Here is a 16299-nt window from a genome sequence, read left to right on the forward strand (position 1 = left end):
ATAATGAAAAAAAAACTTATAATTTTACTTTTATTCTTATTACCGGCTTCAAATTTATTTTCTAAATCTTTTGATGAATTTAAAAAACTTTCAACTTCAGATTTCAAAACTTATTCTAAAGGTGTTGAAAAAGATTTTGATAAATATAAAAAAGAGATTGAGGAAGCTTTTAAAGAATATAAAACAAAAGTTGCTAAGGTATGGGGAGAAAAAAATTCTGTTGTTTCTGATAAAAAGCAATATGTAAGTTATTTTAATAAATTAAGGGAAAGAAATATAATAGATTTTGAAGAGGGCAGGGTTAAAATTGAAATTGTTTTATCTTCTGATCAAAAAAATGACAAAAATATAAAGAGCAAATTAAAAGAGTCGCTTAAAAACGCTATAATTCAAAAGCCTGATACCAGATCAATAACTGAAATATCAAAATCTCCAGATACAATTCAAAATGATAATTCTGATTGTCTTCTTAAAGATCAAATCAAGGATAAAAATGGCAATCCTGTTGACTTAGAGAATGCAGAGCTGTTTGCTTTGGAGGTTCTGGAACAAAATAAATTTGAATCAATTACAATAAAAGATGATGAAAACAATGAAAAAACTATTGTTTCAATAGATTTTCCCCTTGCTGAAGATCACATAAAAAAAAGAGCTCTTAGATATATTGATTTTGTTATTCCTGAAGCTGAAAAAAGAAATATAGATCTTGAACTTATTTTTGCAATTATGGAAACTGAGAGTTCTTTTAATCCCCTGGCAAAATCTCCTATACCTGCTTTTGGGCTTATGCAGCTTGTACCTACGACTGCTGGAAGAGATTCGTTTCGGTTTATTTATAAAAAAGATCTGGCACCAAGTGATAAATTTCTTTATCAACCAAAAAACAATATTGAGCTTGGCTCAGCCTATCTTTATATTTTGTTTAACAGGTATCTTGATGAAGTTGAAAATATGGACTCAAGACTTTGGTGTGTTGTTGCTGCATATAATACTGGAATAGGCAATTTGTTTCAAACATTTGTCGGAGAATACTCTGAAACAAAATTTGGTACAAGACAGCTGTGGAAACTAACTGCTTTTAAAAAAATCAACGGGATGTCGCCCGATGAAGTTTACGATTATCTTTATGCCAATCTCCCTTACAAAGAAACTAGAAACTATATTGAAAGAGTTAAAACTAGGATGCCAAAATATAAAATAAATTAAAAATTTATTTTATTCCTGATATAGATCAAATTTCTTTTAAATTATTCATTATAATGGAGAATATTTGTAAACATCTTTAAGTGAAATTATGGGTGAAAGGAATCCCCCTGGTCCAATCTGGGTAAAATAAGTTTTAACAGAACCTGTGGCTTTGTTTTCTTTAAAGTCAAATACAAAACCTCCAAGATTTACTGAAGGCATTTCATGGGCTTTTTTAATAAAGCCTTCTCTTGTAATTGGTTCTTCGCAGTCTGAAAGAATTGTAGTCAGTGCTCTTGCAGAGATAAAGCCTTCAAATCCCTTGAATGAAGCAGTTTCTTCAGGATAAAATCTGGAAGATAATCTTTTGTAAAGATTGGTGATTTGATATCTTGTTTGGAAGGGAAAAGGAACAACCTGACTTACAATAACCCCAATTCCTTGATTCATAAGAAGTCCTGAAAGCTTTGACCCATCAACTTCAGAAGCTGCCATTATAATTATGGAGGGGTTAAGTTTTCTAAGTTCTTTAATGAATAAAGCCGCAATTTCAGCTTCCGAGGCTATAATTACAGCATCTGGAAATCCAGAGTTTATTTTTTTTGCTGCAAATTTAAAGTCTGGATTTTTTGTTTGTACTGATGCTGATGAAAAAATTTTAAGATTTTTTTCTTCAAAGCTCCATTTGGCACCTTTATAAAAACTTTCTGCCCAATTGCTGTCTGAATAAAAAAAAGAGATTTTATTTTTTTTATTTTCAATAAGAAGATCAACCATACTAGCTGTTTCTCTTCCATAATCTGGACGGGTAAAAAAAGCGTTTGGCTCAGAAAACTCATGGAGTTCAGTTGAACCGGTTGCGGCTCCAAAAAAGGCAAGCTTGTTTTTTTTGGAAAGCTCATAGCTCTTCATAGCTGAATCATAACCCAGATAACCATAAAGAACCAAAATATCGTCAAGAATAAAGTTTTCAGTTATTTTTAAGGCTGTTTCTGAATTACCTTTATCATCTTTTGTTATCAATTCTATTTGTTTTCCGTTTATACCTCCCCTTGAATTAATATAGTTAATCCAGGAAAGACTGCCTTTTTGAAATTCCTGTGCTGATTTTTCCATTTCACCAGTTAAAGGTAAAGATTGTCCTATTTTTATTGTTTCTGCAAAAATTTTTGGTGTTATGCTAAAACTTAAGATAAGCGGGAAAAGAACCAATAAAGTTTTTTTGAATAAATTGTTTCTCATTTTAATCCTTAATTTGTCTGTAACTCAAAATAAAGTTATTTAACTTAGACAATAGCTTTGCTGGTTTAGGGGTTAAACTCAATCATCTCTTCGGCCATTGGCAGAAAAAGCTTACATTTTTTAATCTCAGTTATTATTTGATAAAGAACTTGATTTAGCAATGTCTCGATTCAATTAACCTTATATAAAATAAAGTTTTAAAAATGGTCAACCTAAAGGTTAGCCTTTTTTAAAATTTTATAAGTAATGGCTAAATTAGCTGACAATGGAATCCATAATGAACAACTACAATCATTGTCTTGAACAATGATATTAAATGGGTTATAAAAATTGGTGCTTATATTTGATCGGAAAGTTTTGATTTGTTGGAAAAATATAAAACACATTTACCTTAAGGACAGATTTCATGGAATTCACTTTGGACCTAGGAAAAAACCAAATAGATCAGATTGAAAAGGTTTTGAATGAAGAGTTGATTGAATTAGGGGTTACAAATGTCATTCTCCTTGATCTTGCCGGCAATGTCATTGTCAATCTTGATAATGGTAAAACAAACCATGATGTTTATTCCCTGGCAGCTCTTGCAGCAGGAAACTTCGGGGCAGTAAGTGCAATGGCAAATCTTATTGGAGAACAGGAATTTTCCCTTTTATTCCATAAAGGAGAGATTGAAAGCATACATTTTAGCAAGGTCACTCAGGACATGCTCTTGCTTACAATATTTGAGAAGTCAGTTTCTTTGGGTTTTCTCAGGCTTAAGGTAAGTGAAGCTGTGAAAAAAATAAAATCTTTGTTTTAATTTAATTTTACCCGGAGGAACTAAATTGGCTTTAATAAATCCTAAGAAAAAAGAAGTGCAGGTTAAAATAGTTTATTACGGACCAGGAAGGTGTGGTAAAACTACAAATCTTGAATTCATAAACAATAAATTTAAAAAAAGAATCCAAAATGAAATGGTCACCATAAAAACTTATGGAGACAGAACTCTTTTTTTTGACTTTTTACCTTTAGATATAGGTACTATTTCAGGGCATAATATTAAGGTTCAGTTTTATACAGTTCCAGGTCAGGTTAAATATAATGCTACCCGAAAACTTGTTTTAAGAGGGGTAGATGGGATTGTTTTTGTAGCTGATTCAATGGCTTTGAGAAGAGATATGAATATGCGCTCACTAAAAAATCTACATGAAAATTTATTGTCATTTAATAAAGATATAAGGAAAATTCCCCTTGTTATGCAATTTAATAAAAGAGATCTTGGGGAGCAGGGTATTGAGCTTTTAGATATTGAAACAATGAATAATGATCTTAATAAAGTTATAAAAGCTCCTTACTTAGGTGCCAGTGCAATATCAGGGGAAAATGTGGCATTAACAATGAAAAAAATAATTTCTCTTACAATCTCTTCATTAAAGAAAAAACTGGAGGCCTAGTTGAACTCTAAAAAAGATAATCTCACTCAGGAGCTTGACACTAAACTTGAAAATCTTTTTGATGAAGATACTCTTTTTGATGAAAACGAAGTTGAGCCTGAGTCATTAATCAGAAATCCGGTAAAACCAGAACTTCGAGTGGATGAAAGTTTAAATACAGAAACTGCTAAGTTAAATAAAAAATCCAATGTCTCTCTTCTGGATAATTTAAATGCAATTCTTTTATCCCTGGACTGGGAAATCACTGATGAGCTCATAGATAACTACACTTCTGAAATTAATAATCTTAAATCAAGTTATGGGGAAGACAAATATTGTGGTTATTTTTATCGAATACTCGAAAATCTAGGAAGATATATTAAAAAACATCTTGGGGAAGCACATCCTGAGTCAGTTTTAATGATGCAGTCAATTCATAAAAGCCTTGAAAATATTTTTCTTAATTCAGATTTAACTGAAGTTCAAAAAAAAGATATATTTTACAAAGAATACAATAAATATACAAAATTTAAAGAAAAAGTAAGTCTTAAAAAATCAAGAAAACCTTCAAAAAAATCATCAGACAGCAACCTTGGAACAGGAAATATTTCTGAAGCTTTAATTTTAAGACTTTCTGAAGTTTTGAAGACAACAATTAAAGAAGAGCTTGAAATAGTAAAAAAAGAAATAATTGAAACTTTAAAAAAATAATTTTTCAGGATTTATAAATGGTGGATATTGGCAGCCTGGATGAAATTAAATCAATAAACATTAAAGATTTTACTAAGATAACCAAGTTTACCTGTTCTGGGGAAGAACTTGAATTATTGTTAATCTTAATTGAGAATAATAATTTGCCTGAAATTTCTGCTCAGTTTAAAAACAACAAAGACAAGCTTTTATCTTTAATTTTAAATCTTCATTATTTGAACCTTATTGATTTCAAATTAAAAGATATAGTTTCAAAGCCTCCTTTAATTGATTTGGGTTTACTTATTCAATTTATTTTAATCAGCTTTCTTGAAGCTGTAGGACCAATTGCCAACTTTATCCTTGATGATACAATAAATGAGATGGGCGAAACTAAGGAAAATTTTACTTTAAAAAGAATTCCTGAACTTATAAATATTTTGTCCAGGGAAATTCCAAGGAAAGATAAGAAAATTAAGTTCCAAAAAGCTATGATAGAAAAACTAAAAGAGATTAAAATGGTGTAAACAGATTTGAAACCATTGCTTTGTTGATTGAAATTGATAAAATCAAACCCCGGGAAATTGGGAGTAAAAAACCAGATACTTATTTCTTAAAAAGTCTGCAGCCAGGCAGTTTTGGTTGAAAAACTTTGATGTTCAGATAAATACCAAATCAATAATAATCACTAAATTTCAGGAGTCCTGATTATGGCCCTTATATGCGAAGAATGTGGAAAAATTTATCATATTGATAAAGAAAAACTGGAAAAACAGCTAAAAGGTGACTTTGCAAGAACAAAGTGCCGTATTTGCGGTCATATAATTCAGATCTCAAAGGAAGATATTGAAAACTTAGTACCTGAAAAAGATTTTAATATTTTAGAAGAGATATCAAATTCAGACAATGGAACTCAAGAGAATAGCTTTGATTCTTTTGATGAAGAGAAAACTGAAAGTTTTAAAGAACCTCAAAATAAAACTTTAGTTGAAGATAGCAAACTAAAAAAACAAAAAATCAGAGGAAATGAAAGAAAAGGACTTGGTCTTAGGGCAAAAATGTTTTTTCTTTTTCTGGTTATTCCTATTTTTCTTATGGCAGCATCTGGAATATTTTCACAATTTCAGCTTAACAGACTTTCTGAAAATATCACTGACAAAGGTACTGCTGTTGTTAAAGAGTTTGCAGAGCAAAGAATTGCTGAAAAAGCAAGAGACGTTGCTTTGCAATGTCAAATTTATCTTTTAAGCCATCCTGAACTTAGAAAATCAGACTTTAACTATGAAACAGAATTTAAAAAAATTATTGTTCAAAAAATCGGAAAGACTGGATACACTTTACTTGCAGAAAGGACTTTACCAACGGAGGATTTAGATGGATTTAGAATTTGGGGGCATCCTAACCCATCAATAGTTGGAGTTCCTTTGTTTAAAACGCTTAAAAATGAGCTGGGTTTAGAATTTGATAAACTTGCTGAAAATTTAAAACCTTTAATAAGGGGAGAAGAAGTTGCTGATTATTACAAGTGGAAAGAAGTAAGCGGGGAGATTAAAGAAAAATTCCTTGTTGCTGTTCATGTAAAGCATACAAAATATGTAATTCTTGCCACAGCACCCATTGATGAATTTACAAAGCCTATCAGGGATTTAGAAAGCGAAGCTAAGCTTTTAACCCTGCAAACAAGAAATATAAATATTCTTATTTTGATAACAACTCTTTTGATCATAAGCATGGCAATTTTGATTTATGGATATAGAATCACTAAAAATATAAAATATCTTACTGAAACTGCTGACAGGATAAGTGTTGGAGAGCTTGATGTTAAAATTGAAATTAAAGCTAAAGATGAAATCGGAAGTCTTGCAGATGCAATTTCAAGAATGCAGGATAGTCTTAGGCTGTCCATTGAAAGACTGAGAAAAAGAAAGTAAAGAGCAAATTTACAATGCCTGAACTTAAACTTTCAGGCATTGGGCAGACAGTTTTCTTAGAATAGAACTTCAAACATCATTTTTATCTACACCAAGGATTGATTATGTATTTTCCCGATTCAAATCCTATCTTAAAAGGCCTTAATACTTATTATATAAAAACTGATAAGCTTATTGAGCATTTTCAAGGCGAAATAGGTAATGGAGTAATTTATTTTAAGGGTTCTATAAGTGAAGGTGCTGTGTTTTTCGAATCAGATCACTATTTAAAGTCATTTTTTAAAAAAAAAGATGAACTCATTTTTGATAATGAAGCTTTGTCTTTAATCATGAAAAATTGTGAAAAAAACAATTATGAAATCTATATTTATTACCTAAAGCCAGATGAAGTTTATCTTTGGTCAGAAATTACAATGTCTTTTCCTGTGAGTTTAAATGTTGAGTTTAATTCAAAAACTTTTAATAAAAAACTTCAGGAATTTATTAATCTACAAGGAACCGGTTATTTTATAACAAAAAGTGAAAAAAATATTTATGGTGTTTTTTTTGCTTATGGAAAAATTGCAGGATACTTAGTAAATGGTGAAATTTTTGTTAAAGATTTAAAAGAGAATAAAAGGTTCATAAAGGATATTTCAAAAATTATTGATAAAAATCAGGCTAAAACAGATATTTATATAAAAAATTCTGGGTTTTCAAAAAACTCAAAACTTAATCCAAGGTTACCTAGCAAACAAACCATTGAAACAATGGGTGAGTTTATTTTTATTTTTGATAATTTTATTTCAAATAATAAAAAAATAAAGTCTGAGTTTCTTCCTATGCTTAAAAAGAAATTTATTGAATATGTAGATGAGTATGATTTTCTTGATCCTTTTGCAGCTGAATTTCTTTATTCTGATGGTAAAATTCAATTTACAGGAATTGCTGATGAGACTAAGTTTGTTGAAGGCATTTTTAAATGTATTATAGAAATTGCCCTGGAAACAGAACATCTTAATAAAATGGAAGATCTTTATACAAATTGGTCAAAGAAAAATCAAAAATTTATTAAAAAATATAAATTGAGTTTCAATTAGATAAACCGGGGATTTATGAAAAACATTCTTGTAGTTGATCATGATATAACTTTTATGAAGATGATTGCAAAAAAGTTTGAATCTGGAACGAAACAATTTAACCCCATATTTGTCAAAGACGGAGCTTTAGCAGTTAATCAGCTCAAAAAAACAAAAATTGATATTATAATTTCAGCTCTGCAGATGCCTAAAATGGACGGATATAGCCTTTTAGAATTTCTCAACCTAAACTATCCAGATATACCATTAATAATAATCACTGCCTTTGGAAAGCCTAAATCAAGAGAAATTTTAATGGAAAAAGGGGCTTCAGCTTATTTTGTTAAACCTGTTAATTTTGACGAGCTGATCTCTAAAATCAAAGACTTGAAAGAAGAGAAATCCAATGGAGGAATTTTAAGGTCTGCTTCACTTGAAATGTTTGCTCAACTTGTTGAAATGGAACAAAAAACCTGCACCATAAGAATCAAAAGGGAATCTGATGGTAAAGAGGGAGTTCTTTGTTTCAAAGAAGGGGAAATATATTTTGCCAGAATAGGGAATTTAAAAGGGCTTGAGGCTGCTTATAAAATATTTAGCTGGCAGAATGTCACTCTTTATATAGAAAACAACTGCAGAATAAAAAAGAAAAAGATAAATTCTGAACTTCAGGCTCTTCTTCTTGAAGCCATGAGACTTAAAGATGAAAAAGAGGTCAAAAAAAGCTCAGCAAAAAACAAAGATTCCAGAGAACCTCAAAAATTATCTCCTGTTGATTCTTTAAAAAAATACATTGAAGATAATTTGCCAGATAAAACCGGTGTTTTAGATGTTTATCAAGATTCTTCCTGGTCTGAGTTTATCAAAAGCTCATCTATGCTGGGTTTGGTTTTTAAAAAAGAAGATCTTAAAGCCTGCTATGTTAGTAAAGTTGATTCGACCAATTTTATTATAGTTCCTGATAAAGAAAATACTGTTTTGTCTGTAAGTTCAAAATGCGATAGAGAAAAAATTTACAAAATACTTATGGATTGATTTAAAATTGAATTGGGTAGATTATGAAAGAAATATTTACAGAGTTAAATTCTATTGAAAATGTCCAGGGTTCACTTTTTTTCTCTATAGACGGTGAACTTATGATTTATGAAGCTGTGGGAGAAAATATTCCTTCAAAGGAAATCATAGAAGAATATTCAGGTTCACTTGAATGGGAATTTATTAATAATCAATTTAAAGAAATTAATGAGGCTGAACTTATTTTCATAAAACACAGGGTCTATATTAGAAAAGTTGACCATGGTTTTATACTGGTTCTTATGACTTTAGAAACGCCAATAGAAGTTGTCCGGCTTAATACAGATCTTTTGATTCCGGAATTAGACTCTCTTAAAAAAAACAAAGGCTTTCGAAGATTTTTTAGATTTCGTTGATATTTAATTAAAGAGGAAACTAATGCCAGATTCTGCAGTTAAAGATATTGCTTATAAAATTAAGGAAGCTGAAGCGTACTGCAAGCACGGTCTTTTTTCTGAAGCAGTTCACATATTTGAAACAATCTTATCATTTGAAGACTTGGACAATGATACTTCAAAATTTGTTGTTGAACGAGTCAAAGAAATTCAAAAAGATATTAAAGAGCTTGAAAAAATTGACAATCAAATTCTTTCATCTCAGCAGCTAAACCAACTTTCAGACACCTGGAAAGGAAAAGGGACTGTTCCTGAAATACTTGACAGTGCTGAAGCTTTTGAAGATTTAGGGTTCAATGAAGAAGCTGCAACCGAATATGGAAAGCTTCTTGCCATGGGCAAGTTTGAAGAGTTTAGCAAAAGATTTTCAGATTTCATGTTTTCTCGATTCACCGCTTCTAATATTTATTCTCAGCTTGAAAAAATATTTAACCAAAGCAAGGTTGAAGATGAAATAAAAACAAAGGTTTTGTTTTTATTTGGTGAAGTTTTTGAAAAAAAGAATGATTTTGAACAGGCTCTTAAATATTTTGAAGGAATAGAGCTTATCAATCCTTTTTACCCTCTGCTTCAGAAGAAAATTTCAAAACATAAGAAAAAAAACAATTACAATTCAAAATATGATTACCTTATAAAACAAAACTTTATTGATCCTGCCAAACTTAAAGAAGCAAGGGATATTTCAAAGTCAGATAATAAAAGCGTTGAGTTTGTTCTTATAACAAAAATGAAAATCCCAAAAGAAGAGGTTGGTAAGTCGCTTTCTTGTTTTTATAATGTCCCATTTAGATCTTTTAATCCTGATCTTGATCCTCCTGTGGGAGTTATAAAAAATCTTAGAAAAAATTTTCTTCTTCAAAATATGTGGGTGCCTTTAGATTGGGATATAGAAAAAGGTATAGATGTTGTAATTGATGATCCCTTAAACCTGATGAAAACAGATCAAATATCTAATTTGCTTGACGTAAAAAAAATAAATTATCAAGTTGCAATCCCTGAAGATATAAAGTCTTTTATAAAGGTTTTTTATGAGGCACCTTCCAAAAATTTAGAAGATGACCCAAAAATGGATAGTTTCGAAGAATTTTCAGTAAGCAATAGCTTTGAACTTGAAGAAGAAGATGAAGACGATGACATTGAATCTTTTGGTGATAATGACAGTGAAGTCGTAAGAATGGTGGATCAGATAATTTTTTCAGCATACAAAAAAGATGCTTCTGATATACACATTGAACCTTCCCCGGGACTTAAAAAGACAAAAATAAGATACAGGATTGATGGGGTGTGTCAGCAGGTGCTTCAGGTTCCCAATTCATTTGCAGCAGGAATTATATCCAGGTTAAAAGTAATGGCAAATCTTGATATAGCTGAAAAAAGACTGCCTCAGGACGGCAAAATTAAGTTTAAAAGAAAGGGAATCAGGGAGTTTGAACTAAGACTTGCAACTCTTCCCACTGCCGGTGGTTATGAAGATGCTGTATTAAGAGTTCTTGCATCTTCAGGAGCAATGCACATTGACGATATGGGGATGAATTCAAGAAACCTTTCTTTAATTAAAAAAACAATTGTTCAGCCCTATGGACTTTTTCTTGTTGTTGGTCCAACTGGTTCAGGTAAAACCACAACTCTTCATTCATCCCTTGCGTATATAAACAATCCAGGGGTTAAAATATGGACTGCTGAAGATCCTGTGGAGATTACTCAGGAAGGTTTAAGACAGGTTGAATGTAAACCCAAAATAGGCCTTGATTTTGCCAGGGTAATGAGATCTTTTTTAAGGGCTGATCCAGATGTGATCATGATAGGTGAAATGAGGGATCGAGAAACAGCTGCAATTGGAATTGAAGCTTCACTTACAGGTCATATGGTTTTTTCAACTCTTCATACCAACTCAGCTCCAGAAACTATTACAAGATTGCTTGATATGGGACTTAACCCTCTTAACTTTTCAGATGCTTTTTTAGGTGTGCTTGCCCAAAGACTGGTAAGAAGGCTTTGTAAGCATTGCAAGGAAGAATATACACCTGATGATAAAAAAATTGGCGAAATAATGGAACTTTACAACGGAGTTGAAGCCTTTGAAAAAATATCAGGCTATAAAAAGTCTGATTTGGAAAAGATGAAGTTATTCAAAGCCAAGGGGTGTGAACATTGTTCTGAGGGCTTTAGAGGTAGACTTGGGATTCACGAACTAATGGAAGGTACAGCCAAAATTAAGCAGCTTATTAAAAGAAAAGCTCCTACTGAAGAAATATTTGAGCTGGCATCTGAAGAGGGAATGAAAACACTTATTCAAGATGGAGTTGACAAGGTTTTTCAGGGGCTGACTGATTTAAATGAAATCAGAAGGGTTTGTGTTAATTAACTTAAATCTATAAATTTAAATTTTTGGTTGAAATATTGTTAAAGAACAAATTTAAAAAATCTTTGATTTAAGTTTTGAATTGGTTTAATTTAACAAACTAAAACTTGATTGTTGAGTTTAGAGCTGATAATTTACCAAATGCTTTATTAATCTTAAATTACCGCAAAAACAATGTCAGGAAACAGGCTTATAGGAGTTGAACTTATAAACAGTTAAAAATGGTGGATTAACCAAAAATTTGACTTTCAATTAAGCTGTAAATATTAAAAAACTATTTAAAAGATGCGAAAATGCATCTTTTTTTGTGCAGGAAATATGTTTAATATAAAAAAAATTTATTTGACAAGTGATTGTAAAAATTATCCTTTGGCCCATGAAATTATCAATAGTCTGGATGCAGAAACTAAAATAACAAATGATCTTATTCCCTTGATGAAGGAAATTTCAAACTCAGAAGATCCCCAGTCTAAAGGCAAGGAAGTTTTAATTCTTACAAAAAATAGGGGTGATTTTTTAAAAAAATGCCCGGGAACCAAATATTATAGATGTTGTAATTATCAAATTCTCCATGTGGGCAGTTTTTGTCCAATGGATTGTTCTTATTGCATTTTGCAGACATACTTTCATCCTCCTGCAATAAGTTTTTTTTTAAATCAGGAAAAAATGGAAGATGAGCTTGACAAAAGGGTGTTTAATTCTAATAAAATCTGGCGAATAGGAACTGGAGAGTTTACAGATTCACTTGTATGGGATGAACTTTTCAATTATTCAAAATATCTTGTAAATTTGTTTAAAGGTCAAAAAAGAGCAATTCTTGAACTGAAAACAAAAACAGTGAATATTGAAAATCTTCTTGAGCTTGATCATAATAAAAAAACAATTGTTTCCTGGTCTTTGAATACTCCAAAAGTGATTGAAGAAGACGAAAGAGATACAACAACCCTTGAACAAAGACTTGAAGCTGCTTCAATCTGTGAAAAACAAGATTATAAACTAGCATTTCACTTTGATCCAATTGTAATTTACCCTGGTTGTTCAGAAGATTATAAAAAAGCAGTAAGAAAAATTTTTGATTATGTATCACCTGAGAACATAGTTTATATAAGTTTAGGTACTTTTAGATTCATGCCAGACCTTAAGGACATAATTAAAAAACGATTTTCAGATTCAAAAATCTGGTGTGGCGAGTTTTTTTTGGGAACTGACAATAAAATGAGGTATTTAAAAACTTTAAGAATTGATGTTTTCAAATCCATCCATGACGAGTTTATGAAAATAGATCAAAATCTATGTCTTTATTTTTGCATGGAAGATGACAAAGTTTGGGAAAGAGTCTTTGGATATCCTCCAAAAGCCAAAGGAGGATTGGCAAATATTCTTGATCAAGCTGTACAACAACATTGTGGAGTGAGTAGTCATTAAAATGAAAAAAACTTTAATAACAATTCTTTTTATTTTGTTTCCGGGAATTTGTTTTAGTGCTGATTTTTTTTATTCCAAAGTAAGGTTTATTCCAGACGGTGATACTATAGTTTTAAAAAACAAAAGGGTGGTCAGATACATTGGGATAGATTCACCTGAAACAAATCACAAAACATCAAATCCTCAACCTTTTGCTTTAATGGCCAAAAATTACAATAAAGAACTTGTTTTAAATAAAACTTTAAAAATAGTTCCTGGAGATAAAAAATCAGATAAGTATAAACGAATTCTTGCCTATGTTTATCTTCCTGATGGAAGAATGGTAAATAAGCTTGTTTTGGAAAAAGGACTTGCCTGGGTATATAATCATAAGGATAATTCAAGATATTTTAATGATTTTCTTTTATCCCAAAGGCAGGCAATGAATTCAAATTCAGGTTTATGGGAGAAGATTTTGCAGATTGATTTACCTGTGAGGGCAAATCCAAACTCTTTGAAGTTTCACTCTGTTGATTGCAAAAATTCCGGCAAAAAAAGCTTTATTGAAAAAAATCCTTTCCAGGCATTTTACAAAGGTTATTCACCTTCAAGAAAATGTCTGGCAAATATATTTAAATATAAAAACTAGGCTTATATGCGTTTTTTATTTATTGAACCCTATTATGGCGGTTCTCATAAAGTGTTTTGTGACGGACTTGAAAAACATTCAAACCATAAAATAGAAATTTTAAAGCTGAGTGCAGAAAACTTTAAATGGAGAATAAGAGGATCGTCCTGGTATTTTAAAAAGAAAATCAAAAACATTTTTGACTATGATGGGATAATAATGACAGATATGATCAATCTGTCAGACTTCAGAGCTTTATATAAAAAAAAAATTCCCCCTGTGCTTTTTTATTTTCATGAAAATCAACTTGATTATCCTTTAGCCTCAAATCAAAAAATTGATTATCATTTGTGTTTTGCAAACATTAACTCAGCACTTTCATCTGATCTTCTTTATTTTAACTCAAAAACCCATAAACAAAGTTTTTTAAAATCATTAAACAATATTATTTCAAGAATGCCAAAAAATGATTTTGATGTTTCCTGGGTAAAAACTGCCATAAAAGAAAAATCAGAGTTTATTTATCCTGGCTGTGATTTTTCATTTAAAGTTTGTCATGAAAAAAAACCTGATAAAACTCCGGTTATTTTATGGAATCATAGATGGGATCATGACAAAAACCCGGAAGATTTTTTTAAGATTCTTTCTTTTTTAAAAAATGATAAAATAGAATTTAAGTTAATAATTTTAGGAGAAAAAGGACCTAAAAAAAACACAGTTTTTTATGAAGCAAAAAAGAAGTTTTCAAAAGAAATTATTCACTTTGGATATGTTAAAGATAAGAAGGAATATTTCAGGCTTCTTCAAATGTCTGATATTGCCTTGACTACTTCTGTTCAGGAAAATTTTGGTTATTCTGTTTTAGAGGCTATATATTCAGGCTGTGTACCTGTTTTGCCCCAAAGACTTTCATATCCTGAGATCATAAATGGAAAATATCATAAAATGGTCTTGAACCAAAATCTTTCATCTATGTATAAGATGGTTAAAAATTATTTGCTTAATCCAAGTCTTCTCAATCAAGGCTGGGTTAAGGAGTTGAGAAAAGATATAGAAAAATTTTCCTGGACTGAAATGATTTTAAAATACGATGAATTACTTGAAAAATTGGCGAAATTAAAATAAAAACAAACAAAAGGAGAAGCAAATGACTGAAACTGTTAAAATCAATTCTATACTGGAGCTTAATCCAGAAGTATTGGAAAACATAAAATTAAGATGTAAGGAAGTTGCTAAAGCAAAAAACCTTAAAATGTATGAAGTTGATCCTGCAGATATGGTTGGAGAGTTAATTTCCAAGTTTTTAAAAGAAAAAGATTTAACCTCTTATTCAAGGGATATAAAAAATTTCCCTTTAATTCTTCAGGACTGATTAAATGAAGCTTGTTTCCCAGATATACGAAATCCAAAGTCCTGATCAGGCTTTAGAAGTTATTAAACTTGGAGTAGATCATCTTGGTTCTGTTGTTATTGACAGCCAAAATTTTATCAAGGATCAAGACTTAAAAGATACGGTTACTCAAACAAAATCCTTAAAAAGAAAAAGCTCGATAATTCCTCTTTTTACTGATTTTGAAAAGGTGATGAAGTTGATAGATTTTTTTGAGCCGGATATCCTTCATCTTTGCGAATCTTTGATTTATGAAAATGAATATTTAGAAAAAAAATATTTAGAAAGTTTTTTTGAATTTCAGTATAAATTGAAATCAAGAAATAAAAGTTTGAATCTTATGCGTTCAATTCCTCTTTCTTCAGAAAGTTCATCTTTTGAAGAAAAGGAAAATTTAAGATTAAAACTTGAAGATTTCCTTTCAGCTTTTACTGAAATAAGTGATTTTTTTTTGACAGACACTTACTTTGTCCAAGGAAATCATTTTCAGCCTGTGCCTGGATTTCTGGGGATCACGGGCAAACTTTGCGATCTGGACGGAGCAAAGTTTTTGGTTGAAATTTCTAAAATTCCTGTTATTCTTGCTGGTGGTCTATCACCTGAAAATGTATTTGATTCGGCCATAAAAGTAAAGCCTTATGGACTTGACTGCTGTTCCAATACCAACCTTGTTGATGAATCAGGAAATAATATCCGTTTTAAAAAAGATTTAAAAAAGGTAAAAAAATTTGTTGAAGAAATAAAAAGGGCAGAGAAATATTTAAATATTTCTTAAGATTAAATATATATAATTTTCAGGTTTGACTATTCAAGACTATAAAAGGAATATAAAAATTATTCCAAAGATTAGGAGATTTTATGCTGGAAAGCGGAGATTTAAGAAAAGGTTTAAAAATAATTTATGACGGAGATCCCCATGTAATAACCCAGTTTGAATTTGTTAAACCGGGCAAGGGGCAGGCTCTTTATAAGTGCAGACTTAAGAATATGCTCACAGGTTCCCAGTTTGAGAACACTTTCAGATCTGGTGAAAAATTTGGAAAAGCAGATTTGGAAGAGTTGGAAATGGAATATCTTTATCCTGATGGTGAAAATTTTTGTTTTATGAATACAACCACCTATGATCAGGTGTTTTTATCACCAGATCAAATAGGTGAGGAAAACATAGGTTTTCTAAAAGAAAACACTGTATGTAAAATTTTGTTTTTCGGGTCTCAGCCCATAGGGGTTACTTTGCCTAACTTCATAGATCTCAAGGTTGAATCTACAGAACCTTGGGCAAGGGGCGATACTGCAACAAACGACACCAAACCTGCAACTCTTGAAACTGGAGTGGTTATCCAGGTTCCTCCATTTATTAGTGAAAATGAAATGGTAAGAATAGACACACGAACCGGTCTTTATTCTGAAAGGGTAAAATAATATATTTTTGGGCAGCTTGCAAACTGCCCAAAATATGACTTTTTATAGTTCAGGCAAACTTATTTTGTTTTAAATTGGCTGGTTTAAATTCAAAAATTGAAAATGA

The 16299-nt window shown here is 30.8% G+C and carries 17 protein-coding genes; 16 read left to right on the top strand and 1 reads right to left on the bottom strand.

The features are described 5' to 3' along the window. Window positions 1–3: 3 nt before the first annotated feature. On the top strand, window positions 4–1206 hold the full coding sequence (locus RBR53_07700) for a murein transglycosylase domain-containing protein (protein ID MDY0132537.1): 1203 nt from the start codon (window positions 4–6) through the stop codon (window positions 1204–1206). Window positions 1207–1254: 48 nt separating this feature from the next. Here RBR53_07700 and RBR53_07705 read toward each other — a convergent pair whose 3' ends face one another. Beyond that, window positions 1255–2427, bottom strand: coding sequence for an ABC transporter substrate-binding protein (locus RBR53_07705; GenBank protein MDY0132538.1), 1173 nt, complete (start codon window positions 2425–2427; stop codon window positions 1255–1257). A 406-nt stretch (window positions 2428–2833) separates the two neighbouring features. On the opposite strand from RBR53_07705, the gene RBR53_07710 reads away from it, so the two are divergent. From RBR53_07710 to efp, 15 genes are all read left to right on the top strand, one after another. Further along, window positions 2834–3226, top strand: a complete 393-nt coding sequence (locus RBR53_07710; protein MDY0132539.1) for a roadblock/LC7 domain-containing protein — start codon at window positions 2834–2836, stop codon at window positions 3224–3226. 25 nt (window positions 3227–3251) lie between these two features. After that, window positions 3252–3860 (top strand): GTPase domain-containing protein, encoded by a 609-nt coding sequence (locus RBR53_07715; GenBank protein ID MDY0132540.1) that lies wholly within the window; start codon window positions 3252–3254, stop codon window positions 3858–3860. Further along, a complete protein-coding gene (locus RBR53_07720) occupies window positions 3861–4550 on the top strand; it encodes a hypothetical protein (GenBank protein ID MDY0132541.1) in 690 nt (229 codons plus the stop codon). It begins immediately after the preceding gene. A 17-nt stretch (window positions 4551–4567) separates the two neighbouring features. Further along, window positions 4568–5056 carry a hypothetical protein gene (locus tag RBR53_07725; GenBank protein ID MDY0132542.1) on the top strand — a complete coding sequence of 163 codons (489 nt, stop codon included), beginning with the start codon at window positions 4568–4570 and terminating at the stop codon, window positions 5054–5056. A 183-nt stretch (window positions 5057–5239) separates the two neighbouring features. Continuing rightward, window positions 5240–6460 (top strand): HAMP domain-containing protein, encoded by a 1221-nt coding sequence (locus RBR53_07730; GenBank protein MDY0132543.1) that lies wholly within the window; start codon window positions 5240–5242, stop codon window positions 6458–6460. Between the two features lie 104 nt (window positions 6461–6564). Next, complete coding sequence (locus RBR53_07735) at window positions 6565–7539, top strand: hypothetical protein (protein MDY0132544.1); 975 nt, start codon at window positions 6565–6567, stop codon at window positions 7537–7539. A 15-nt stretch (window positions 7540–7554) separates the two neighbouring features. Then, the gene (locus RBR53_07740) at window positions 7555–8553 is read left to right on the top strand and encodes a response regulator (protein ID MDY0132545.1); all 999 of its coding nucleotides are present in this window, start codon (window positions 7555–7557) and stop codon (window positions 8551–8553) included. A gap of 23 nt (window positions 8554–8576) precedes the next feature. Further along, window positions 8577–8948, top strand: a complete 372-nt coding sequence (locus tag RBR53_07745; GenBank protein MDY0132546.1) for a hypothetical protein — start codon at window positions 8577–8579, stop codon at window positions 8946–8948. Window positions 8949–8970: 22 nt separating this feature from the next. Beyond that, complete coding sequence (locus RBR53_07750; protein ID MDY0132547.1) at window positions 8971–11352, top strand: ATPase, T2SS/T4P/T4SS family; 2382 nt, start codon at window positions 8971–8973, stop codon at window positions 11350–11352. Between the two features lie 315 nt (window positions 11353–11667). Then, window positions 11668–12774 (top strand): radical SAM protein, encoded by a 1107-nt coding sequence (locus RBR53_07755; GenBank protein MDY0132548.1) that lies wholly within the window; start codon window positions 11668–11670, stop codon window positions 12772–12774. Between the two features lies 1 nt (window position 12775). Beyond that, complete coding sequence (locus tag RBR53_07760) at window positions 12776–13402, top strand: thermonuclease family protein (protein MDY0132549.1); 627 nt, start codon at window positions 12776–12778, stop codon at window positions 13400–13402. A gap of 6 nt (window positions 13403–13408) precedes the next feature. After that, the gene (locus tag RBR53_07765) at window positions 13409–14506 is read left to right on the top strand and encodes a DUF3524 domain-containing protein (protein MDY0132550.1); all 1098 of its coding nucleotides are present in this window, start codon (window positions 13409–13411) and stop codon (window positions 14504–14506) included. A gap of 22 nt (window positions 14507–14528) precedes the next feature. Beyond that, the gene (locus tag RBR53_07770) at window positions 14529–14753 is read left to right on the top strand and encodes a hypothetical protein (GenBank protein MDY0132551.1); all 225 of its coding nucleotides are present in this window, start codon (window positions 14529–14531) and stop codon (window positions 14751–14753) included. A gap of 4 nt (window positions 14754–14757) precedes the next feature. Further along, window positions 14758–15546, top strand: a complete 789-nt coding sequence (locus RBR53_07775; GenBank protein ID MDY0132552.1) for a hypothetical protein — start codon at window positions 14758–14760, stop codon at window positions 15544–15546. Between the two features lie 83 nt (window positions 15547–15629). Next, window positions 15630–16193, top strand: a complete 564-nt coding sequence (gene efp / locus RBR53_07780; GenBank protein ID MDY0132553.1) for an elongation factor P — start codon at window positions 15630–15632, stop codon at window positions 16191–16193. Window positions 16194–16299 lie beyond the last annotated feature (106 nt).

Source organism: Desulforegulaceae bacterium (assembly GCA_034006035.1).
In the GTDB taxonomy this organism is placed as follows: Bacteria; Desulfobacterota; Desulfobacteria; order Desulfobacterales; family JACKCP01; genus JACKCP01.